This is a genomic window from Sphingoaurantiacus capsulatus (genome assembly GCF_042648405.1).
Classification (GTDB): Bacteria; Pseudomonadota; Alphaproteobacteria; order Sphingomonadales; family Sphingomonadaceae; genus Sphingoaurantiacus; species Sphingoaurantiacus capsulatus.
The window spans coordinates 358,341-375,665 of record NZ_JBHRXV010000004.1 but is presented as its reverse complement, the minus strand read 5'-3'; the positions used below and the strand labels follow the sequence as shown (position 1 = coordinate 375,665).

18 protein-coding genes are annotated in these 17,325 nt (G+C 68.0%); 7 read left to right on the top strand and 11 right to left on the bottom strand.

All coding sequences use genetic code 11. The annotated features are described in order from the left end of the window. The first annotated feature begins 8 nt into the window (after positions 1-8). Positions 9-650, top strand: coding sequence for a RadC family protein (gene radC / locus ACFOMD_RS07045; RefSeq protein ID WP_380858951.1), 642 nt, complete (start codon positions 9-11; stop codon positions 648-650). Here the strand turns inward: radC and ACFOMD_RS07040 are convergent. The 3 genes from ACFOMD_RS07040 to ACFOMD_RS07030 all read right to left on the bottom strand — a co-directional run bounded on the left by ACFOMD_RS07040 (position 647) and on the right by ACFOMD_RS07030 (position 2,825). Then, complete coding sequence (locus ACFOMD_RS07040) at positions 647-1,525, bottom strand: class I SAM-dependent methyltransferase (protein WP_380858949.1); 879 nt, start codon at positions 1,523-1,525, stop codon at positions 647-649. The two genes, radC and ACFOMD_RS07040, sit on opposite strands and share 4 nt — an antisense overlap. 87 nt (positions 1,526-1,612) lie before the next feature. Beyond that, the gene (locus ACFOMD_RS07035) at positions 1,613-2,419 is read right to left on the bottom strand and encodes a hypothetical protein (RefSeq protein ID WP_380858946.1); all 807 of its coding nucleotides are present in this window, start codon (positions 2,417-2,419) and stop codon (positions 1,613-1,615) included. A 94-nt stretch (positions 2,420-2,513) separates the two neighbouring features. Next, positions 2,514-2,825 (bottom strand): hypothetical protein, encoded by a 312-nt coding sequence (locus ACFOMD_RS07030; RefSeq protein WP_380858943.1) that lies wholly within the window; start codon positions 2,823-2,825, stop codon positions 2,514-2,516. A 213-nt stretch (positions 2,826-3,038) separates the two neighbouring features. On the opposite strand from ACFOMD_RS07030, the gene purB reads away from it, so the two are divergent. Then, the gene (purB, locus tag ACFOMD_RS07025) at positions 3,039-4,343 is read left to right on the top strand and encodes an adenylosuccinate lyase (protein WP_380858940.1); all 1,305 of its coding nucleotides are present in this window, start codon (positions 3,039-3,041) and stop codon (positions 4,341-4,343) included. Between the two features lie 4 nt (positions 4,344-4,347). Here the strand turns inward: purB and ACFOMD_RS07020 are convergent, their stop codons facing one another. The 4 genes from ACFOMD_RS07020 to ACFOMD_RS07005 all read right to left on the bottom strand — a co-directional run bounded on the left by ACFOMD_RS07020 (position 4,348) and on the right by ACFOMD_RS07005 (position 7,707). Then, positions 4,348-4,560 (bottom strand): hypothetical protein, encoded by a 213-nt coding sequence (locus ACFOMD_RS07020; RefSeq protein ID WP_380858937.1) that lies wholly within the window; start codon positions 4,558-4,560, stop codon positions 4,348-4,350. 155 nt (positions 4,561-4,715) lie between these two features. Then, entirely contained in the window at positions 4,716-5,249 is a 534-nt protein-coding gene (locus tag ACFOMD_RS07015; RefSeq protein ID WP_380858934.1) for a hypothetical protein, read from the bottom strand. 104 nt (positions 5,250-5,353) lie between these two features. Next, positions 5,354-6,475, bottom strand: a complete 1,122-nt coding sequence (locus ACFOMD_RS07010) for a diguanylate cyclase (protein ID WP_380858931.1) — start codon at positions 6,473-6,475, stop codon at positions 5,354-5,356. Between the two features lie 146 nt (positions 6,476-6,621). Then, complete coding sequence (locus tag ACFOMD_RS07005; RefSeq protein ID WP_380858928.1) at positions 6,622-7,707, bottom strand: phytase; 1,086 nt, start codon at positions 7,705-7,707, stop codon at positions 6,622-6,624. Between the two features lie 90 nt (positions 7,708-7,797). Here ACFOMD_RS07005 and ACFOMD_RS07000 point away from each other — a divergent pair, with 90 nt between their 5' ends. Next, positions 7,798-10,035: a TonB-dependent receptor plug domain-containing protein gene (locus tag ACFOMD_RS07000; RefSeq protein ID WP_380858925.1), complete on the top strand. Its 2,238-nt coding sequence runs from the start codon at positions 7,798-7,800 to the stop codon at positions 10,033-10,035. Between the two features lie 6 nt (positions 10,036-10,041). On the opposite strand, the gene ACFOMD_RS06995 is transcribed toward ACFOMD_RS07000, so the two are convergent. Together ACFOMD_RS06995 and ACFOMD_RS06990 are read right to left on the bottom strand one after the other, a co-directional pair. After that, positions 10,042-10,410, bottom strand: coding sequence for a hypothetical protein (locus tag ACFOMD_RS06995; RefSeq protein WP_380858922.1), 369 nt, complete (start codon positions 10,408-10,410; stop codon positions 10,042-10,044). Positions 10,411-10,800: 390 nt separating this feature from the next. Further along, complete coding sequence (locus ACFOMD_RS06990) at positions 10,801-12,396, bottom strand: PAS domain-containing sensor histidine kinase (RefSeq protein WP_380858919.1); 1,596 nt, start codon at positions 12,394-12,396, stop codon at positions 10,801-10,803. 46 nt (positions 12,397-12,442) lie between these two features. Here ACFOMD_RS06990 and ACFOMD_RS06985 point away from each other — a divergent pair, with 46 nt between their 5' ends. After that, entirely contained in the window at positions 12,443-13,069 is a 627-nt protein-coding gene (locus tag ACFOMD_RS06985) for a response regulator transcription factor (protein ID WP_380858917.1), read from the top strand. On the opposite strand, the gene ACFOMD_RS06980 is transcribed toward ACFOMD_RS06985, so the two are convergent. Further along, positions 13,066-14,358, bottom strand: a complete 1,293-nt coding sequence (locus ACFOMD_RS06980) for a dicarboxylate/amino acid:cation symporter (RefSeq protein WP_380858914.1) — start codon at positions 14,356-14,358, stop codon at positions 13,066-13,068. The genes ACFOMD_RS06985 and ACFOMD_RS06980 overlap by 4 nt on opposite strands. Positions 14,359-14,557: 199 nt before the next feature. Here ACFOMD_RS06980 and ACFOMD_RS06975 point away from each other — a divergent pair, with 199 nt between their 5' ends. The 3 genes from ACFOMD_RS06975 to ACFOMD_RS06965 all read left to right on the top strand — a co-directional run bounded on the left by ACFOMD_RS06975 (position 14,558) and on the right by ACFOMD_RS06965 (position 16,518). Then, complete coding sequence (locus ACFOMD_RS06975) at positions 14,558-14,920, top strand: response regulator transcription factor (protein ID WP_380858911.1); 363 nt, start codon at positions 14,558-14,560, stop codon at positions 14,918-14,920. Positions 14,921-15,050: 130 nt separating this feature from the next. Then, positions 15,051-15,260 (top strand): hypothetical protein, encoded by a 210-nt coding sequence (locus ACFOMD_RS06970; RefSeq protein WP_380858908.1) that lies wholly within the window; start codon positions 15,051-15,053, stop codon positions 15,258-15,260. 10 nt (positions 15,261-15,270) lie between these two features. After that, positions 15,271-16,518: a thiolase family protein gene (locus tag ACFOMD_RS06965; RefSeq protein ID WP_380858905.1), complete on the top strand. Its 1,248-nt coding sequence runs from the start codon at positions 15,271-15,273 to the stop codon at positions 16,516-16,518. Here ACFOMD_RS06965 and ACFOMD_RS06960 read toward each other — a convergent pair. Continuing rightward, complete coding sequence (locus tag ACFOMD_RS06960) at positions 16,515-17,297, bottom strand: acyl-CoA thioesterase (protein ID WP_380858902.1); 783 nt, start codon at positions 17,295-17,297, stop codon at positions 16,515-16,517. The two genes, ACFOMD_RS06965 and ACFOMD_RS06960, sit on opposite strands and share 4 nt — an antisense overlap. Between the last annotated feature and the right edge of the window lie 28 nt (positions 17,298-17,325).

Sequence of the window (17,325 nt, the reverse complement as noted above, 5' to 3'; positions counted from 1 at the left end):
GCGCCCGGATGCGGGCGCGGCTGATCGCCGGCGGCGAGGACGCTTTCCACGACTATGAACTGCTCGAATATGTGCTCGCGCTGGTCACGCCGCGGCGCGACACCAAGCCGCTCGCCAAGCGGCTGATCGCCGAGTTCGGCACCTTGTCGAGCGTGCTCGCGGCGACGCCGGCCGAACTGTCGCGTGTCGATGGCCTCGGCGACACCGGCATCGCCGCGCTGAAATTCGTGCAGGCGGCATCGGTTCGCGCGCTTCGCGACGACATCACTGGCCGGCCGCTGCTGTCGAGCTGGCAGGCGGTGATCGACTATCTCCACGCCGACATGGCCCATGGCGCGGTCGAGCGGTTTCGCGTGCTGTTCCTCAACAACCGCAACCTGCTGATCCGCAGCGAACTGATGGCCGAAGGCACCGTCAACCAGGCGCCGGTCTATGTGCGCGAAGTGATGAAACGCGCGCTCGAACTGGGCGCAACCGCGATCGTGCTCGCGCACAATCACCCCTCGGGCGATCCGCAGCCGAGCCGTGACGACATCGCGATGACCGCGCAGATCGCCGCCGCCGGCAAGGCGCTCGGCATCGCGCTTCACGACCATGTGGTGATCGGCCGATCGGGCCACGCCAGTTTCCGGCAACTGGGCCTGATCTAGGCGGGCTTTTTTGTCAGCAGCGCCATCAGGTGCCAGCCGAGCTGCTTTCCGAACGGCAATCGGCGCACCGGCAGCGGCGGCGCGTGCATGAAGTCCTTGCGGGTCTCGATGAGGTCGAACCGGTCGAAGTCGCGCTCGATCTCCGCCGCTTCATAGACCTTGCTGTACGGATTGCCCGGCCCGTCGGTATTGGCGTGAATGAAATTCTCGAGCCGCAGATAGCGCGCCATGCCGAGGCGCCGCGCGTTCGCCAGATGCCCGCCGACGATCCCGCCGGCGCCTGGCCGCAACAGCCGCATGAGGATCAGCGCGAGCCGGCGCACCACCGTGATCGCCAGCCAATAGTTCAGCGAGTGCTTCGCATAGAGCATCGCCGCCAGCCGGCCGCCGGGTTTCAGCACGCGGGCGATTTCCGCCTGCGCCAAGCCGATCTCGGGGATGTGATGCAGCACGCCCCAACTATAGACGAGGTCGAAGCTCGCGCCGGGGAAGGGCAATGACCGGGCACTGCCCTGCACCACATCGTCGAACTGCAGGCCCTTCATCTCGAGCCGGCGGCGGGTGCGCGCGGCGGCCTCGGCGGTGAGGTCGATGCCGGTCCAGCGCGCGCCGCGGCGGATCAGCTGCTCGGCGTCCGCCCCCTGGCCGAGCCCGATTTCGAGCACGCGCAGGCCATCGACGTTGAGATAGTCCAGCCAGCCGAGAATGTGCCCCTCGGTTCGATACCGATATTCGTCATAGGTGGCGAAGAAGGCGGCCCAATCCTCGGTGCCCTGATCGACGAGCGTCTCGCCGCACGGATTCTGCTGCCAGAACTCGCGGATTCCGCTCTCTTCGGCGCGCGCCTCGACCATCGCTTCCCCCTCGCCGGGCATGGAGCCCGCGATCGGCGGAAGCGTCAAGGACCAAGGAAAAGGGGAGCTGCGTACGCAGCTCCCCTTCCGGTCAGAAGTCGTCCGGCCTTAGTTTTTGGGCGGGGTGTCCGTCACCATGGTGTCGTCGGCCTGCTTGGGCTCGACCGCCGGATCGGCGGGCGTCATGTCGGTGCTGCTGTCCGCGGGGGGCGCGGCGCTGTCATCCGGCATGGCTTCGGGGATCGGCGTCCCGGTGCCGGCGCCCGTAGTCGCCGCGCCGGGTGCAGGGTTGGTGGCCGGCGTCATGTCGGTGCTGCTGTTCGCGGGCGGCGCGGCGCTGTCATCCGGCATGGCTTCGGGCATCGGCGTCCCGGTGCCGGCGCCCGTGGTAGCCGCGTCAGGCGCAGGGCCGGTGGCCGGCGTCGCGGTCGACGCCATCGCCGCCGATCCGCCGGTCTGCCAGGCCGCCAGTTCGCTGCCATCGACCTTGCGGTCCCGGTTCGTGTCGGCTTTCGAGAAATCCGCGGCAGTGGTATTCAGCAGCTTGATCGCGCCGTTTCCAGACGCGCGGCTGAAGCGCTCGCGCTTCGCCTCGGCCGTCAGTGCGCCGTTGACTGCATCGACGTGCATCGCGAATTCGAGCGGGGTCAGCGCGCCGTCCCTGTCGGCGTCATGCTGCGCCCAGTTCGTGTCGGCGGCGGCGGTGACGGACGCCCCCATGGTGGCGCTCGCATCCATCGGCGCAGGCGTTTCGACGCTGGTCGTCGAGGTCACCGTGGCTTCGGTCGCGGGGGCTTCGGTCGCTGGGGCGCTCGTGTCGGTGTCGGAAGAGGTCGCCGGTTCGGCGGTCTGAGCCAGCGCGCTCGTCCCACACATCAGGGCGGCGGCGAACGCGATCGGGGCAAGGCTGCGCATGGTCAGCTCCTTTATATTTTCTTTCAGGTGCCCACCAACGGACAGGGCTCCCCGCCGGTTCCGGCGAGGAGCCCTGTATTTGGCTCAGCTCAGCTTAGTTCTGGGGCTGTTCCGGGGCCGGCTCGCTGGTGCCGGCACCAGCGGTGACACCGAAGTCGGCCGAGGCCAGCTGCGGGGTCAACTCGCCGGCCATCGCCAGCTTGGCCTGCTCGCCCTGCAGCGTCTGCACCATGACGGTGCCGTCGGCGAGGACGCGATGCACGGTGTAGTGGTCGCCACGAGCGATGATCTTGGTGACCGCACCCGACTCAACGGTCGGCGCCGGGGCCGGAGCCGCAGTCATCTCTTCCTGAGCGACGGCGGCGGTGCTGCACACGAGGGCGGCGGCGAGAATGATGGTACGCATAGCTAAAAGCTCCTACTCAACATACGAAACTGTAAACGACTTCCTCACACTCCCTGTCGTTTCCCGCCGAGGCTTTCTGCCTGCCCAAGGCGTAGGCGATCAGAGACATGGGAAGAACGTTCGTTACGGTTGCGGGTTCCGAAAATCGTTCGTATCCCCTTGACACGAATCACTAATTGTTTCGCGAACGTATATAAATCAGGAGCTTGGCTGATGATTCCCCGCTACTCGCGGCCCGAGATGGTGGCGCTTTGGGAGCCCGAGGCGCGCTTTCGCATCTGGTTCGAGATCGAAGCGCACGCGATGGATGCGCTCGCCGAACTGGGCGTGGTGCCCGCCGACGCGGCGAAAGCGGTGTGGGAACGCGGCGGCTTCGACGTGGCGCGCATCGACGAGATCGAGCGCGAGGTGAAGCATGACGTCATCGCCTTCCTGACCTCGCTGGCCGAGCATGTCGGCGAGGAAGCGCGCTTCGTCCATCAGGGCATGACCAGCTCGGACGTGCTCGACACCTGCCTGAATGTGCAGCTCGTCCGCGCCGCCGACATCATCATCCGCGATCTCGACGAATTGCTCGTCGTACTGAAGCGCCGCGCCTTCGAGCATAAGCTCACCCCGACCATCGGCCGCAGCCACGGCATCCACGCCGAGCCGACCACGTTCGGATTGAAGCTCGCGCAGGCCTACGCCGAGTTCGATCGCTGCCGCGCGCGCATGTTGCTCGCGCGCGAGGAAGTGGCGACCTGCGCCATTTCCGGCGCCGTCGGCACCTTCGCCAACATCGACCCGCGCGTGGAAGAGCATGTCGCCAAGGCGATGGGCCTCGCGGTCGAACCGGTGTCGACGCAGGTCATCCCGCGCGATCGCCACGCCATGTATTTCGCGACGCTCGGCGTCGTCGCCTCGTGCGTCGAGCGGCTGGCCACCGAAGTGCGCCATCTGCAGCGCACCGAGGTGCTGGAGGCCGAGGAATATTTCTCGCCGGGCCAGAAGGGCTCGTCGGCGATGCCGCACAAGCGCAACCCGGTGCTGACCGAAAATCTCACCGGCCTCGCGCGTCTCGTGCGCGGCTATGCGATGCCGGCGATGGAGAATGTCGCGCTGTGGCATGAACGGGATATCAGCCATTCGTCGGTCGAACGGATGATCGGCCCCGACGCGACGGTGACGCTCGACTTCGCGCTCGCGCGCCTGACCGGCGTCATGGACAAGCTCGTCATCTATCCGGAGCGGATGGAGAAGAACCTCAACAAGATGGGCGGGCTGATCCATTCGCAGCGCGTGCTGCTGGCGCTGACCCAGGCCGGCGTCAGCCGCGAGGACAGCTACCGCCTCGTGCAGCGCAATGCGATGAAAGTGTGGGAATCAGACGGGGCGCTGCAGCTGCTCGACCTGCTGAAGGCCGATACCGACGTCACCGCCCGGTTGAAGGTCACCGAGATCGAAGCGCTGTTCGACCTCGGCTACCATTTCAAGGCCGTCGACACGATCTTCGACCGCGTCTTCGGCAAGGCGTAAGCGGTTAGGCGGCGGCGAGCTGCGGCATGCCGCGGCGCTGGCCGGTGGCGAGCAGCGGGCTGTTGCGCAGCGGCAGCACGGTGCCGCAGAACGCGCACTCGGCGACCATGCGGCCGATCATCCAGTTGCTGTGGGTACAGCCCGGACAGTGGTTCACGGCATCGCTGCGGTAGACCAGCGCGAACGGACGCGCCAGGAAGTCCATCGAATACGCCATAACGCTACTCCAACAACTCATCTCGAAATCGTAACGTATTGACGCTCGACCTCCGTTTTTTGTTGCATGAACGGAAAACAACAAAAGACGGCCGGCGATGACTCGCCGGCCGTCGGGCCTCCGCCAAGGGGAAACGGAGGCGGCAAGGGGGAGGATTATCCCTTGCGCTTGGCCTTCCACGCCTCGCGTGCCGCCGCGACTTCCTCGCGGGTCACGGTGCCGTTCTTGTCGGCGTCGAAGCGTTCGAAATACTTGCCGCCGCCCGCCTGGAACTCGGTGAGGCTCAGGCGGCCGTCCTTGTTGGCGTCGCGCGCCGCGAAGCGCTCGGCGGCCTTGCCCTCGCGATTGGCGAAGCGCTTCTCCATCCGATCGCCGCGCTTTTCGACGCGGGCCTTGGCTTTTTCGCCGGCCTTTTCCGCCCGCTCGGCGCGCTTCTCGGCCCATTTGGCCTTGGCGTTGTCCTGCTGCGCCTTCAACTCGGCCGGGGTGACGAAGCCGTCCTTGTTGCTGTCGATCATTGCGAAGCGCGTCGCCGCCTTGGCGTCCACCTCGGCGCGGGTCACCGACCCGTCGCTGTTGGCATCGAACTTGGCAAAGCCGCGATGGCCGCCGCCCTGGCCTGGCGCAGCAAAGGTCACCGCCGACGCCAGAATCGCCGTCGAGACGGCCAGAAGAATCTTGGTACGCATGCCCAACTCCACTCACTGTTGTGATATAGATACGGCGTGCCTTTTAGAATTCCCTCGCTGAACCCGGCGTTTATCTTCGGTTCAGCTTGCCGAAAGCCGGAGCGTCAGGCAGCGTAGCGGGCGAAACGGTCCTTGCCGTCTCGCTTGGCATTGTAGAGCGCGCGGTCGGCGTGCGCGATCAACAGCTGCGCGTCGCAGCCGTCGTCGGGGGCCAGCGCGATGCCGATGGAGGCGGTCACGCGCACGCGCGCAGGGAGATCGATGTCATGCGAGGCGCCGATCACCGCCATGATCTTCGTCGCCAGCGCTTCGGCGCGCGCGGCGTCGGCGCGCGGCATCACCACCAGGAACTCGTCGCCGCCGATGCGATAGGCGCGGTCGTCGCCGTCGAGCGCGGCGGCGAGGCTGCGGCCGATCCGTTCGAGCAGCTTGTCGCCGACGGCATGGCCATGGGTGTCGTTGACCGTTTTGAAGCCATCGAGATCGACATAGAGCAGCGCGAAGCCGGCCTCGCCCGGCGTCGCGCGCAGGCGGGAGCAAGCGCCGTTCAGCTCCTCGTAGAGCTGCGCGCGGTTGCCGAGGCCGGTCAGCAGGTCGGTGCGCGCCATCTGCCAGTTGCGCTGCTCGGCGCGCAGCATGCGCACGAGGATGTGATGGTTCTGGATGGTCTGCGCGCTGGTGGTGACGCCGATCAGCGCGAACTGCAGCGCCGCCAGCCACACCGCGCCGCCGGCGAGCACCGCCAGCGACCAGCAGACGGGCGCGCCGACCAGCGTGATGGTGACCAGCGTCAGTCGCGGAAACGCCGCCCAGCGCGACACCAGGCCCGCGAACACCCCCATCACCGAAATCACCGCCATCAGCGTCAGCGTCGGATCGGCGGTGCTGATGCTGGCGGCGCAGCCGAGGCCGAAGATGACGAACAGCACGAAGCTCGACGCGACCACCGCCTCGCGGCCCTCGGTCGGCGGGCGGATGCCGTCGTCGTAGCGGAAGGACAGGTAGAGGCGGTAGGCGATCAGCACCGCGTCGATCGCCAGCCAGGCGAAGGCCCAGCCCGACCGCGTGATGATCGCGGCGGCCACGCTCATGATCAGCAGCGCGGCGCAGGAGATATAGACGGCGGGCCGGCGCTGGATCAGCGTGGTCAGCAGCCGGTCGCGCACCTTCGGCGGCGCGCCACCGGTCAGCCAGCGGCCCACGGCGCTCACCGCCGCTACCGCCATGCCGGCTCTCCGATGCTGCGTGCGTCCCGCCCGATCGCCAAGATCTCAGTCCCCCGGCGCATCTATCCACGCGCGGAGGCCATCGGCAACAGGGTTAAGCATCCATTTGGCGACCGAAAGTCACCGAATGGCGCGAGAGCTCGGCGCTAGAGCCCGAGCGCGCGCTTCACCTCGCGCCAGTCGACGAGCTTGAAATTCTGCGTGCCGCCGGTGTCGATATCGTCCTGGATCGCGAGCAGTCCTTCCGGGTAGGCGCCGATCGGGCCCGAAAAGCCGTCGAGCCCGTCGGTGCCGGTCACCGCATCGACGGCGCCGGCGCCCTCGACGCGGAAGCGGCCGCGATAGACCGGCGTGTCGCCGTCGACCCGCCACACCGCGAAGGCGCTGTCGCCCTGGCTCGACACCACGAGATGAGTGACCTCGCCGTCACGCATCAAGGTCACGCCCTCGACGTCGGTGACGAGCTGCTTGCCGTCGGCGGTGCCGACCTGCAGCCGGTCGTTGCCCGCCGCGGGATCGAGCGCATAGCGCCACACGCCCTTCATCTCCTCGCCGACGTAGAGGCGCCCGGCGCGGTCGTCGATCACACAGCCCTCCGACTGCGAGCCGATGGCGAAGCGCCGTTCCTCGACGCCCTTCGGCTGACCATTCTCGGCGGTGATGCGGTACTGGCGGACCTCGCCGTCCTTCGCCACCAGCACCGCGACGACCTGATCGCCGCGGCGGCCGAAGCAGAAGCCATAGGGCTCGACTACATCGGAGGCGATCGCGCCCCAGGGTCGCACCGCGTTGGCCGGATCGGTCGAGGCCGGATCGAACAGATACAGCGCGATGCCCTTGCGCGCGCCGCGGTCGGAGGCGGCAATCAGCAGCTGCGGCTTGCCGTCGACGACGAAGTCATCGCGCAGGTCGACATTGTTGAGCAATCCTTCCGGCAGGAACTGCAACTGCGCGCCGTCGACGCCGTAGACGTAGAGACCGGCCTTCTTGTCGGTGCCGACAATCAGCCCGGGCAGTTCCTGACCCTTGAAACGCAACATACCGCCCGCCGGCGGCGCCCAGATCGCCGGATCGTCGGCGGCGTCGGCATTGGCGGTCGCGACCGCCGTCGTTTCCGCCGCCGCAGGCACCGATACGGCCGGGTCACCCGTGATTTTCGGAGCGCATCCAGACAAAAAAGCAAGACTTGCGATCGTTGTCACAGAAACGAAACAGTTCCGAAAAGAAATCATCACTGGCTCCCCGGTAAAGCGGCGCGGCACGCCGTCGACATACAGCTTGTCGGCGCGGCGTCAACTTCGATCGAGCTGGAGCGGGATGATATGAAATCGACGACTCTTCTTCGCCTGAGCGCGGCTTTGCTGCCGCTCGCCTTCGCCGCTCCCCTATTCGCGCAGGAGGCAACGACCGGCGCCGGCGAGGTGGCGGAAGCCGAGGACGCGGTGGATTCGCAGGAAATCGTCGTGACCGGCGAGCTCTACTTTCGCAACCGCACGCTCGATGCCAACCCGGTGCTCTCCTACGATCTCGAATATTTCCAGCGGTTCGAGCCGGTGTCGGTCGGCGAGATGCTGAAGCGCGTGCCGGGCGTCACCTTCACCTCGGACGTGCTCGAATATGACGGCGTGCAGATGCGCGGCCTGCCGTCGGGCTTCACCCAGGTGCTGATCAACGGCCGCCGTCCGCCGGGCGGCGAGAGCGACCGCAGCTTCTTCGTCGACCGCCTGCCCGCCGAGCTGGTCGAGCGGATCGAGATCGTCCGCGCGCCGCGCGCCGATCAGCCCAGCGAAGGCGTCGCCGGCACGCTCAACGTCGTCACCAAGGAATCGGCATCGTTCGACGGCGGCTTCCTCAAGGGCGGCGTGCTGATGAACGAGGACGGCAAGCTCCGTCCGTCGGGCGCGATCGCCTATGCCGACGGGAAGGGCGACACCACGCTTTGGGGCGCGCTCAACTATCAGGGCCGCCGCAACCCCAAGAAGAAGACCACCGACTTCTTCGACGGCGAGTTCGCCGAATATACCGGCCGCGAGCTGCAGGACGACACCCGCGACGGCACCGACATCTCGGGCAATTTCGAGGTGACGACGAAGAGCGATGCCGGCCGGCTGCGCATCAACGCGCTGGTCGTCGACACCGACCGCGACGAGGATGAGGTCTCGACGATCTTCGAGGGCGATTCGCCCGCCGATCTCGATCTCGACAGCGTGGAGATCCAGCGCGAGCGGATCAGCCAGCAGACCTATGCGCTGGCCGCCGACGGCGAGCTCGCCGTGGGGCCGGGCGATCTCGGCGCCGCCTTCGGCTGGTCGGGCTTCCGCGACAAGAGCCGCGTCAGCACGGAGGAGGGCGACGACGTCGACGATGTCGACCTCGTCGAGCGCGAGACGCTCGACATCCGCGACAGCGAGTTCACCCAGACGCTCTACTACGCCTTCGGCGAGGATGACGCCCGGGTGCGTGTGAAGGTCGGCATCGATCTCCTGCAGAAGGAGCGCGACGGCACCAACCGCGTGTTCGAGATCGACGGCACCGACGTCAGCGAGGAAACCGGCCCCGGCGCGATCTTCACCATCAAGGAAAAGCGCTATGACCCCTATGCCCGCGTCACCTTCACGGCGAGCGAGGCGATCACCATCGACGGCGGCCTGCGCTACGAGATCACCCGCCGCGACACCACCAGCGACGACGGCACCGCCGACTATGACGCCGAAAGCCTCAACCCGTCGCTGCACCTGCGCTGGGCGCCGAGCGAGGCGGGCCAGTTCCGCGCCTCGGTCGCGCGCACCGTGCGCCGCCCAGACTATGATCTGATCTCGCCCTACACGCAGGAAGAAGAGCCCGCGGACGAGGACGACCTGGTCGGCAACCCCGGTCTCGCCAACGAACGCGCCTGGGGCGTCGACGTCGGCTACGAGCATCGCGTTGGCAGCAACGGCATCGTCGGCGTCAATATCTTCTACCGCGACGTCTCCAACCTCATTGAGCTGGTCGACACCGGTGAGGTCGCGTCGGGCGGCGGCAACGTCTACACGCCGCAGAATATCGGCGACGGCAAGACCTGGGGCATCGAGTTCGACCTGTCGACCTCGCTCGCGGTTGCGGGCCTGCCCGATACTGGCGTGTTCGCCAACTACACCTATCTCGACAGCGACGTGACTGATCCGTTCACCGGGCTCGAGCGCCGGTTCAACGGCCAGCCGCACCACGTCTACAACATCGGCTTCATCCACAATCTGCGCAGCGCCGGCGTCAGCTTCGGCGCCTCGCTGTCGGGCCGCAGCCGGTCGCTCGAATCGCAGCTCGATGAGACGGTGGAGCTTCGCTACGGCCGCGATCTCGAAGCCTTCATCGAGAAGCGCTTCGCCGATGCCTTCGTGGTGCGCCTGTCGGCGCAGAACCTGCTCGATCGCAAGAAGAAGGAAGATTTCCGCTTCTACGATGGCGACTCGGTCGAGGACATTCTCGAGGCGCGCGCCGGCAACGACGTGGAGGAATCGGAACTGGAGAGCGAGCGCTCGGGCGCGCTGTTCCAGCTCACCCTGCGCGCGGCCTTCTAGCCTCGGCTAGCTCCGCTCGAACGCGGGCGCGAAACCGAAGCGCGCGAACAGCGCATCGACCTGGAACGAGGTGAAGCCGGCGTCACGCGCCGCCTTCGCCTCGCGGGCGACGATGCGGTCGCTGCCCAGCCGGGCGGCGACGGCGAGCCGGCGCAGCGTCTCGAGCCGCGGATCGGCGAGCGCCGAGGCGACATGCAGCCCGAGTAGCCGCTCGAAGAAACGGCCGATGCGGCCAGGCTGGCGGAGCGAGGCGAGACCGTCGTGCTGCGCGACCTCGATCGCCGCCTCGTCAAGCCGGTCGAAGACCGGCGTGGCGGGGCGGCGGGTGCGGGCCTGCGGGGTGGTGTTCAGGCCGGTCAGATCGAGATACGCCATCGCTTCCTCCATCGGGCCGCCCTTGGGGGCATCGGCGACCGTCGATGCAACCGGATGTACGCCCGGTCTCCGCCGCGATCATTCAGACGCGCGGTTCGCGGACCTATACGTTGGTTTATCTGCCTGCCCGATGAACGAATGGGCCGGGCCCGAAACAAAAGCCAAACGAAAGCGGGCGGCGCTTGGGGAAGCGCCGCCCGCCAGGGTTTCCGCGGGACCTCGGGGGAGGGGAGGAAGGGCTCCCGCGGGAAGAAGGGCCGGAACGGGGCTTTGGGGGAAGACCGTTCCGGGTCAGGCGGCGAAGCCAAGAGGGGGAGGGCGCTCGCCGTCTTCGCCATCATCAATGGCAGACGGCGCCTGTTCACGACATTCTACGTGGGTCTGCGAAAACTATACCTGCGTATGGTTCGGGCAGTCGTCGCCGTCGTGCGCCGGCACGGTGAAGCGGAAGGCAGCGCCAGTGCCCTCGCCCAGGCAATATGCGTCGATCACGCCGCCATGCGCCTCGACGATGGTGCGCGCGACCGACAGGCCCATGCCCATGCCGGTCGGCTTGGTGGTGTAGAAGGCGCCGAACAGCTTCGATGAATCACAGCCCGGGAAACCGGGACCGGTATCGGCGACCTCGAACAGCACCGCGTCGCCCTCATGGCGCGAGGCGACGGTCAGCTGGCGGGTGCCGGCCGGCTGGTCGGCCATCGCCTGCGCGGCATTGATCATCAGGTTGATCGTCACCTGCTGAAGCTGGATGCGGTCGGCGTTGATCGGCGGCAGGTCGTCCGCCAGCTCGAGCCGCAGTTCGACCCCGCCGGCATCGAGTTGGCGGCGCACCAGCGCGACCGCGTCATGCACCATGGTATTGGGGCAGAACACCTGCCGCTCGGTCTCACCCTTCATCGCCAGCGCCCGCGTGCGCGCGATGATCTCCGAGGCGCGCGTCGCCTCCTCGATGATGCGGTCGATCGCCGCCTTCACCTCGCCGATGTCGGGCACCGGCCGGTTGAGCCAGCGCAGCGCCGCGTTGCCGTTGGCGGCGACGGCGGCGAGCGGCTGGTTGACCTCATGCGCGATCGAGGCGGTAAGTTCGCCCAAGGTCGCGACGCGCGCGGCATGCGCCAGATCGGCTTGCACCTTCGCCAGCGCGCGCTCCTTGGCGACACGCTCGCTGATATCGACGAAGCCGACCGTCACATAGTGCGCCGGGCCGGCATCCCGCGGGAACGCGCAGGTGAACAGCACGTCGACCAGCCGTCCGTCGGCGCGCAGCAGCACCGTCTCGACCTCATAGGTGGCGTCACCCTGGAAGGAGGCGGCGACGCTGCCGACGAACGCCGTTTCGCTCGCCGGTGGCCAGAAGCGACTGACGCTGCGCCCCGCCACCGCGTCGCGGTCGACGCCGAACAGCGAGGCCGCCTTGTCGTTGACGTCGATGATGCGCACCGCGTCCATCGCCGCGCGGATGCGCAGCGGGTCGGTGGCGAGTTGCGCGATCGGGTCGGTGACGCCCCGCTCGACTTCGGCCATCAGCAATGCGGTGACGCCGGAAACATCGATTTCCCAGAAGGCGACGGCATTGCCGTCGAACACGCTGCGGAAGCGGTGCTGCTGCACCGCGACGTCGAACACCAGCGTATAGAAGCCCGCGAAGCCGCGCGGCCCCATCTTCGGCACATAGCGGATGGCGGCATCATGGAGCGTGCCGTCGCGATGCGGCACCGGCGCGTCGAACGACACCTGCTCGCCGGCGGCGACGCGCGCGAGGTAGGGCAGGCGCTTGGCGTAAATCTCGGGCGGCAGGAATTCGCTCATCGGCAGCCCGATCAGCTCCTGCGGCGACCGCCCGTACCAGCGGTTGTGGTGCGCGTTGGCGAAGCGGCAGACGAGATTTTCGTCGAAGAAGGAGATGAGCACCGGCACCGCGTCGGTGAGCATCCGCAACTCCTCGAGCGCGGCGAGCGGGCGGTCCAGCTGATCGAGTGGCGACATGCCCTTATAATTGACGATCGGCGCGGCTTTGGTCCAGCATCCGCCGATGACATCCCCCGAAACTGCGGCCCCGGCCGTTCACGTCATCGACGACGATGCCGGCCTGCGTGCCGCGCTCGACAGCCTGTTCCGCTCGGTCGGCTATGCGACGCGCCTCTATGGCAGCGCCGCCGAGTTCATGGCGGCGGGCGCCGGCGACGGTGCCGGCTGCCTTGTCCTCGACATCCGCCTGCCCGGCACCAGCGGCCTCGACTTCCAGGACCAGCTCGCCGACGCGGGCGTCACGATGCCGATCATTCTGATGACCGGCCACGGCGATATCCCGATGACGGTGCGCGGCATGAAGGCCGGCGCCGTCGATTTCCTGCCCAAGCCCTTTCGCGAGCAGGACATGCTCGATGCGGTGGCCGCCGCACTGGCGAAGGACGCCGAGGAGCGCGCCGCGCGCAGCCAGAGCGATGGCCTGCGCAGCCGCTTCGACTCGCTCTCCGCGCGCGAACGCGACGTGATGGGGCGTGTCGCGACGGGCAAGATGAACAAGCAGATCGCCTTCGACCTCGGCCTGTCCGAGATCACGGTGAAGATTCATCGCGGCAACGCCATGCGGAAGATGGGGGCGAAGACGCTCGCCGACTTCGTGCGGATGGCGGAGACGCTGAAGTTGCCCGCCTAGGTTGGCTCCTCGAGCAGCGCGCCGCGCTTCGCCACGATCGTCGGCACCAATGCTTGGCCTGCCACGTTCACCGCCGTCCGCCCCATGTCGACGATCGGGTCGATCGCCAGCAGCAGGCCGGCGCCTTCCATCGGCAGGCCGAGCGTCGACAGGGTCAAGGTCAGCATCACCACCGCGCCGGTCAGCCCCGCCGTTGCCGCCGAGCCCACCACCGACACGAACGCGATAAGCAGATAATCGGTCGGCGCCAGCGCCAGCCCATAATATTGCGCGACGAACAGCGCGGCGATCGCCGGGTAGATGGCGGCGCAGCCGTCCATCTTGGTGGTGGCGCCCAGCGGCACCGCGAAAGCGGCATAGTTGGCGGGCACGCCCAGCCGCTCGACGACGCGCTCGGTCACCGGCAGGGTGCCGATCGACGATCGCGACACGAAGCCCAGCTGGATCGCCGGCCAGGCGGCGGCGAAGAAGCGGCGCGGCGACAGGCCGTTCGCCAGCAGCAGCAGCGGATAGACGAGGAACAGCACGAGGCCGAGACCGACGTAGATCGCGATGGCGAACCAGCCGAGCGCGCTCAGCGACTCCCAGCCGTAGCGCGCCACCGCGTCGCCGATCAGCGCGGCGGTGCCGATCGGCGTCAGCTTGATCAGCCAGCCGAGCAGCTTCCGCGCCACCGCCAGCAGCGACGCGTTGAAGCGCAGGAACGGCCCGCCCGCCTCGCCGCTCTTCACCGCGGCGGCGCCGACCGCCAGCGCCAGCACGATCAACTGCAGCACGTTGAACGAGAGCGAGGTGGTCGCGCTGCCGTCGGCAAGCTTGGTCGAGGCCGAAAGCGCGAGGAAGTTGCCGGGGACGAGGCCTTTGAGGAAATCAAGCCAGCCGCCGACCGCCGAGGGCGCCGCGGCCGTGCTCGCCGCCACCGTCGATCGCGCACCGGGCTCGATCAGCAGGCCAAGCGCGACGCCGATCACGACAGCGATCAGCGCTGTGACCGCGAACCAGCCGAGCGTCCGCCACGCGAGCTTCGCGGCATCGGTCAGCTCGCGCAGCGCCGCCACGCTGGCGATGATGGCGCCGAACACCAAAGGCGGCACCAGCAGCTTCAGCAATTGCACGAACGTCGCGCCGATCGTCTGCAGCGCCACCGCGAGCCCGGAGGGCGCGTCGGCCTGCCCGAGGTCGCGGGCGAGCAGGCCAAGGCCGATACCGGCGACGAGGCCGATGGCGACCTGCGTACCGAAGGACGGCCGAAGGCCGCGCGGGCGGGGAAGACTGAGCGTCGCAGTCATGCGATAACAGGTGGCGTCGAGAACCTTGGTGCGCCACGAAGCATTTCTACCGCGCCTTGAAGCGGTTATTTAACCGGCGCGAGTCATGACGAGCGCATGACGATGCTATCCTCGGGTATAATTTCGGGGCGTGTCGCGTTTGGGCATCTAGGACTGGGCGCCCGGCTTCGGAGTCGCGCCGTGAAGGATGTAGTGTGACGTGAGTGATTGTCCGCTGATCTCGGTCGTCGACGACGACGAAGGCGTTCGCACCTCGCTCGACGGGCTGGTGCGCAGCCTCGGCTATCGTGTCGAAACCTTCGGCTCGGCCGAGGCCTTCCTCGACTCCGATGCGCGCAACACCTGCGACTGCGTGATCAGCGACGTGCAGATGGACGGCATGAGCGGCATGCAGCTCGCGCAGGAGGTCACGCCCTCGGGCACGCCCGTCATCCTGATTTCCGCCTTTGCCGATGCCTGCGCGCAGGCGAAGGCCGCAGCCGCCGGCGCGCATTGCCTGCTGAAGAAGCCGTTCGACTGCGAACAGCTGATCGGCTGCATCGACAGTGCGCTCGAAGAATAGTGCGGGCGACTAACACCCGCGTATAGGCGCGGCATCCGCAAAGCCGATCGTTTCACCCCCGCGTAGAATGTCGCGGGCGCTTCGGTGCGCGCATCTTCCAGGCATGAACTTGCCTCTGGAAGGACGCGCCATGAAGCTGACCCCCGCCACCCCCGACGCCTATGGTTTCCACCGCGGCCGCCAGACCGTCGATCGCGGCGCGGTGCTGATCGCGGCAGTCGTATCGCTCGTCGCCGGCATCGGCACCGTGCAGGCGACGCTCAGCCTGCCGCTCGGCGTCATCGCCGGCGGCACGCTGTTCGCGGTGCTCGCGCCGCTCTTCTCCGCCACGACGCGCTGAGGGGGCCGTGATGACCGATCGCTATCTGATCCCGGGCCTGCGCACCCCCTTCGTGAAGGCAGGCGGTGTCTTCGCCGGGCAGGATGCGCTGTCGCTCTCGGTGCCGATCGCGCAGGCGATGGCTGAACAGGCGCGGCCCGACCTGCTGGTCTGGGGCCAGGTAATCCCGAGCCCGCGCGTGTCGAACATCGGCCGCGAGCTGCTGCTCGATGCCAAGCTCGACCCGACCATCCCGTCCTTCGCGACGACGATGGCTTGTTCGACCAGCATGATGGCGGCGATCGAGGCGGCGGGCCTCGTCGGCCACAGCGATTTCCATCTGGCGCTGGTCGGCGGCGTCGAGACAATGAGCCGCGTGCCGATCGCGCTGACGCCCGGAAAGGCGATGGCGCTGATGGCTGCCGCCCGCGACCCCGCCGCGATTGCCGAAGCCGCAAAGACACTCAGCCTCGCCGACTTCGACCTGCCGGTGCGCGGCTGGGCGAACCGCATCAGCGGCCGCAGCATGGGCGAGCATACCGAGGATACGGTCAAGCATTTCGCCATCGCGCGCGCCGCCCAGGACGAGGTGGCATTGTGGAGCCACCAGCGCGCCGTCGCCGCGCAGGGCAGCGGCTTCTTCAGCGATCTGATCCTGCCGTTCGGCGAGGTTGCTGCCGACAATCTGCCGCGCGGCGATTCCACCGCCGACAAGCTCGCGTCGCTGCCACCCGTGTTCGACCGCAGCGGCGCCGGCAGCATCACCGCCGGCAACAGCTCGCCACTGACCGACGGCGCCGCCTCGCTGTGGGTTGCCGATGCCGAAGGCCGCGCACGATTGGGCGGCCGGCCGGCGGCGCGGCTGGTCGACTGGCAGCTCGCCGCGATGGACTGGCACGAGGAGGGAATCCTCATGTCGCCGGCGCGCGCCATCCCGCGGCTGCTCGCGCGTAACGGGCTGACCTTCGCCGACATCGACCTGTTCGAAATCCACGAGGCCTTCGCCGGCCAAGTGCTCGCCAACGTCAAGGCGGTGAGCGACCCCGCCTATCGCCGCGCCAATGCGAAGGTCGACGTCGATCTCGGCGACTTTCCATGGGAGCGGTTCAACCCGAACGGCGGCTCGCTCGCCATCGGCCATCCCTTCGCCGCCACCGGCGCGCGCATCCTCAGCCAGACGGTGAAGGAGCTCGCCGTCCTCGGCCCGGGCCGCAAGGCGATCGTGTCGATCTGCGTCGACGGCGGGCAGGGCACCGCCGTGCTTCTCGAATCCGCCTAGGCGTAGATCGCGACCGTCTGGCGCGCCGCCATCACCGGGCGGCCGTCGGCGGTCCACATCGTCATCGTCTGGCTCGAATAGCCATCGGCGACGGTGTCGCCGACCACGTGCAGCAGATGCCAGGCGCCGCCGTCGAAGCTGTCGGCGAGCACGTCGACCGACCAGGTCATCGTGCTGATCGGCGCGCGATCGGTGAACATCGTCATCGCCGCGGGCGGCGGCGCGTCGCCGAGCGCCAGCAGGCTCGCCGGGCCATCGGGCGCGGCATCGTCGCGATGCCGCAGCCACAGCAGCAGCTCGGGCCGCTTCGCGCCGGTCACCACCGTCGCACCGCCGGCGCGGCGGCTATCGAGATGCTGGGTGAACACCGGCGCGACCGGCGGCTGAAAGAACGGCTCATAGGCGTCGGGCGCCTCGACCTTCGGCATCGGCAGCTCGGTGTAGCGATGTGCGGAGTCGCGCGCGGCGCCGAAGCACAACAGCAACTGCGCCGCCGCGCCCGCCTCGGCGGTGACGCCGACCGAGATGAAGGCGGAGGATTTGCCGGCGCGCAACAAGGTCGGCGTGATCTCGATCTCCCCCGCCGACGGCCCGACATAGGCGATCTGCGCCGACCGCAGCGGCGGCAAATCGGGGTAGGCGCGCTGCACCGCCTCGACGGCGAGCGCCGCCTGGATGCCGCCGTAGAGCGTGCGGCCTTGCCGCCAGTCGTCGCCGGGGCAGGCGCGGTAGAGGCCGTTGTCGGCGGTCAGCGTGGCGAGTGTCTTGGAGAGCGTCATGCCTCCGGGATGCCCCAGCCGCGCTGCC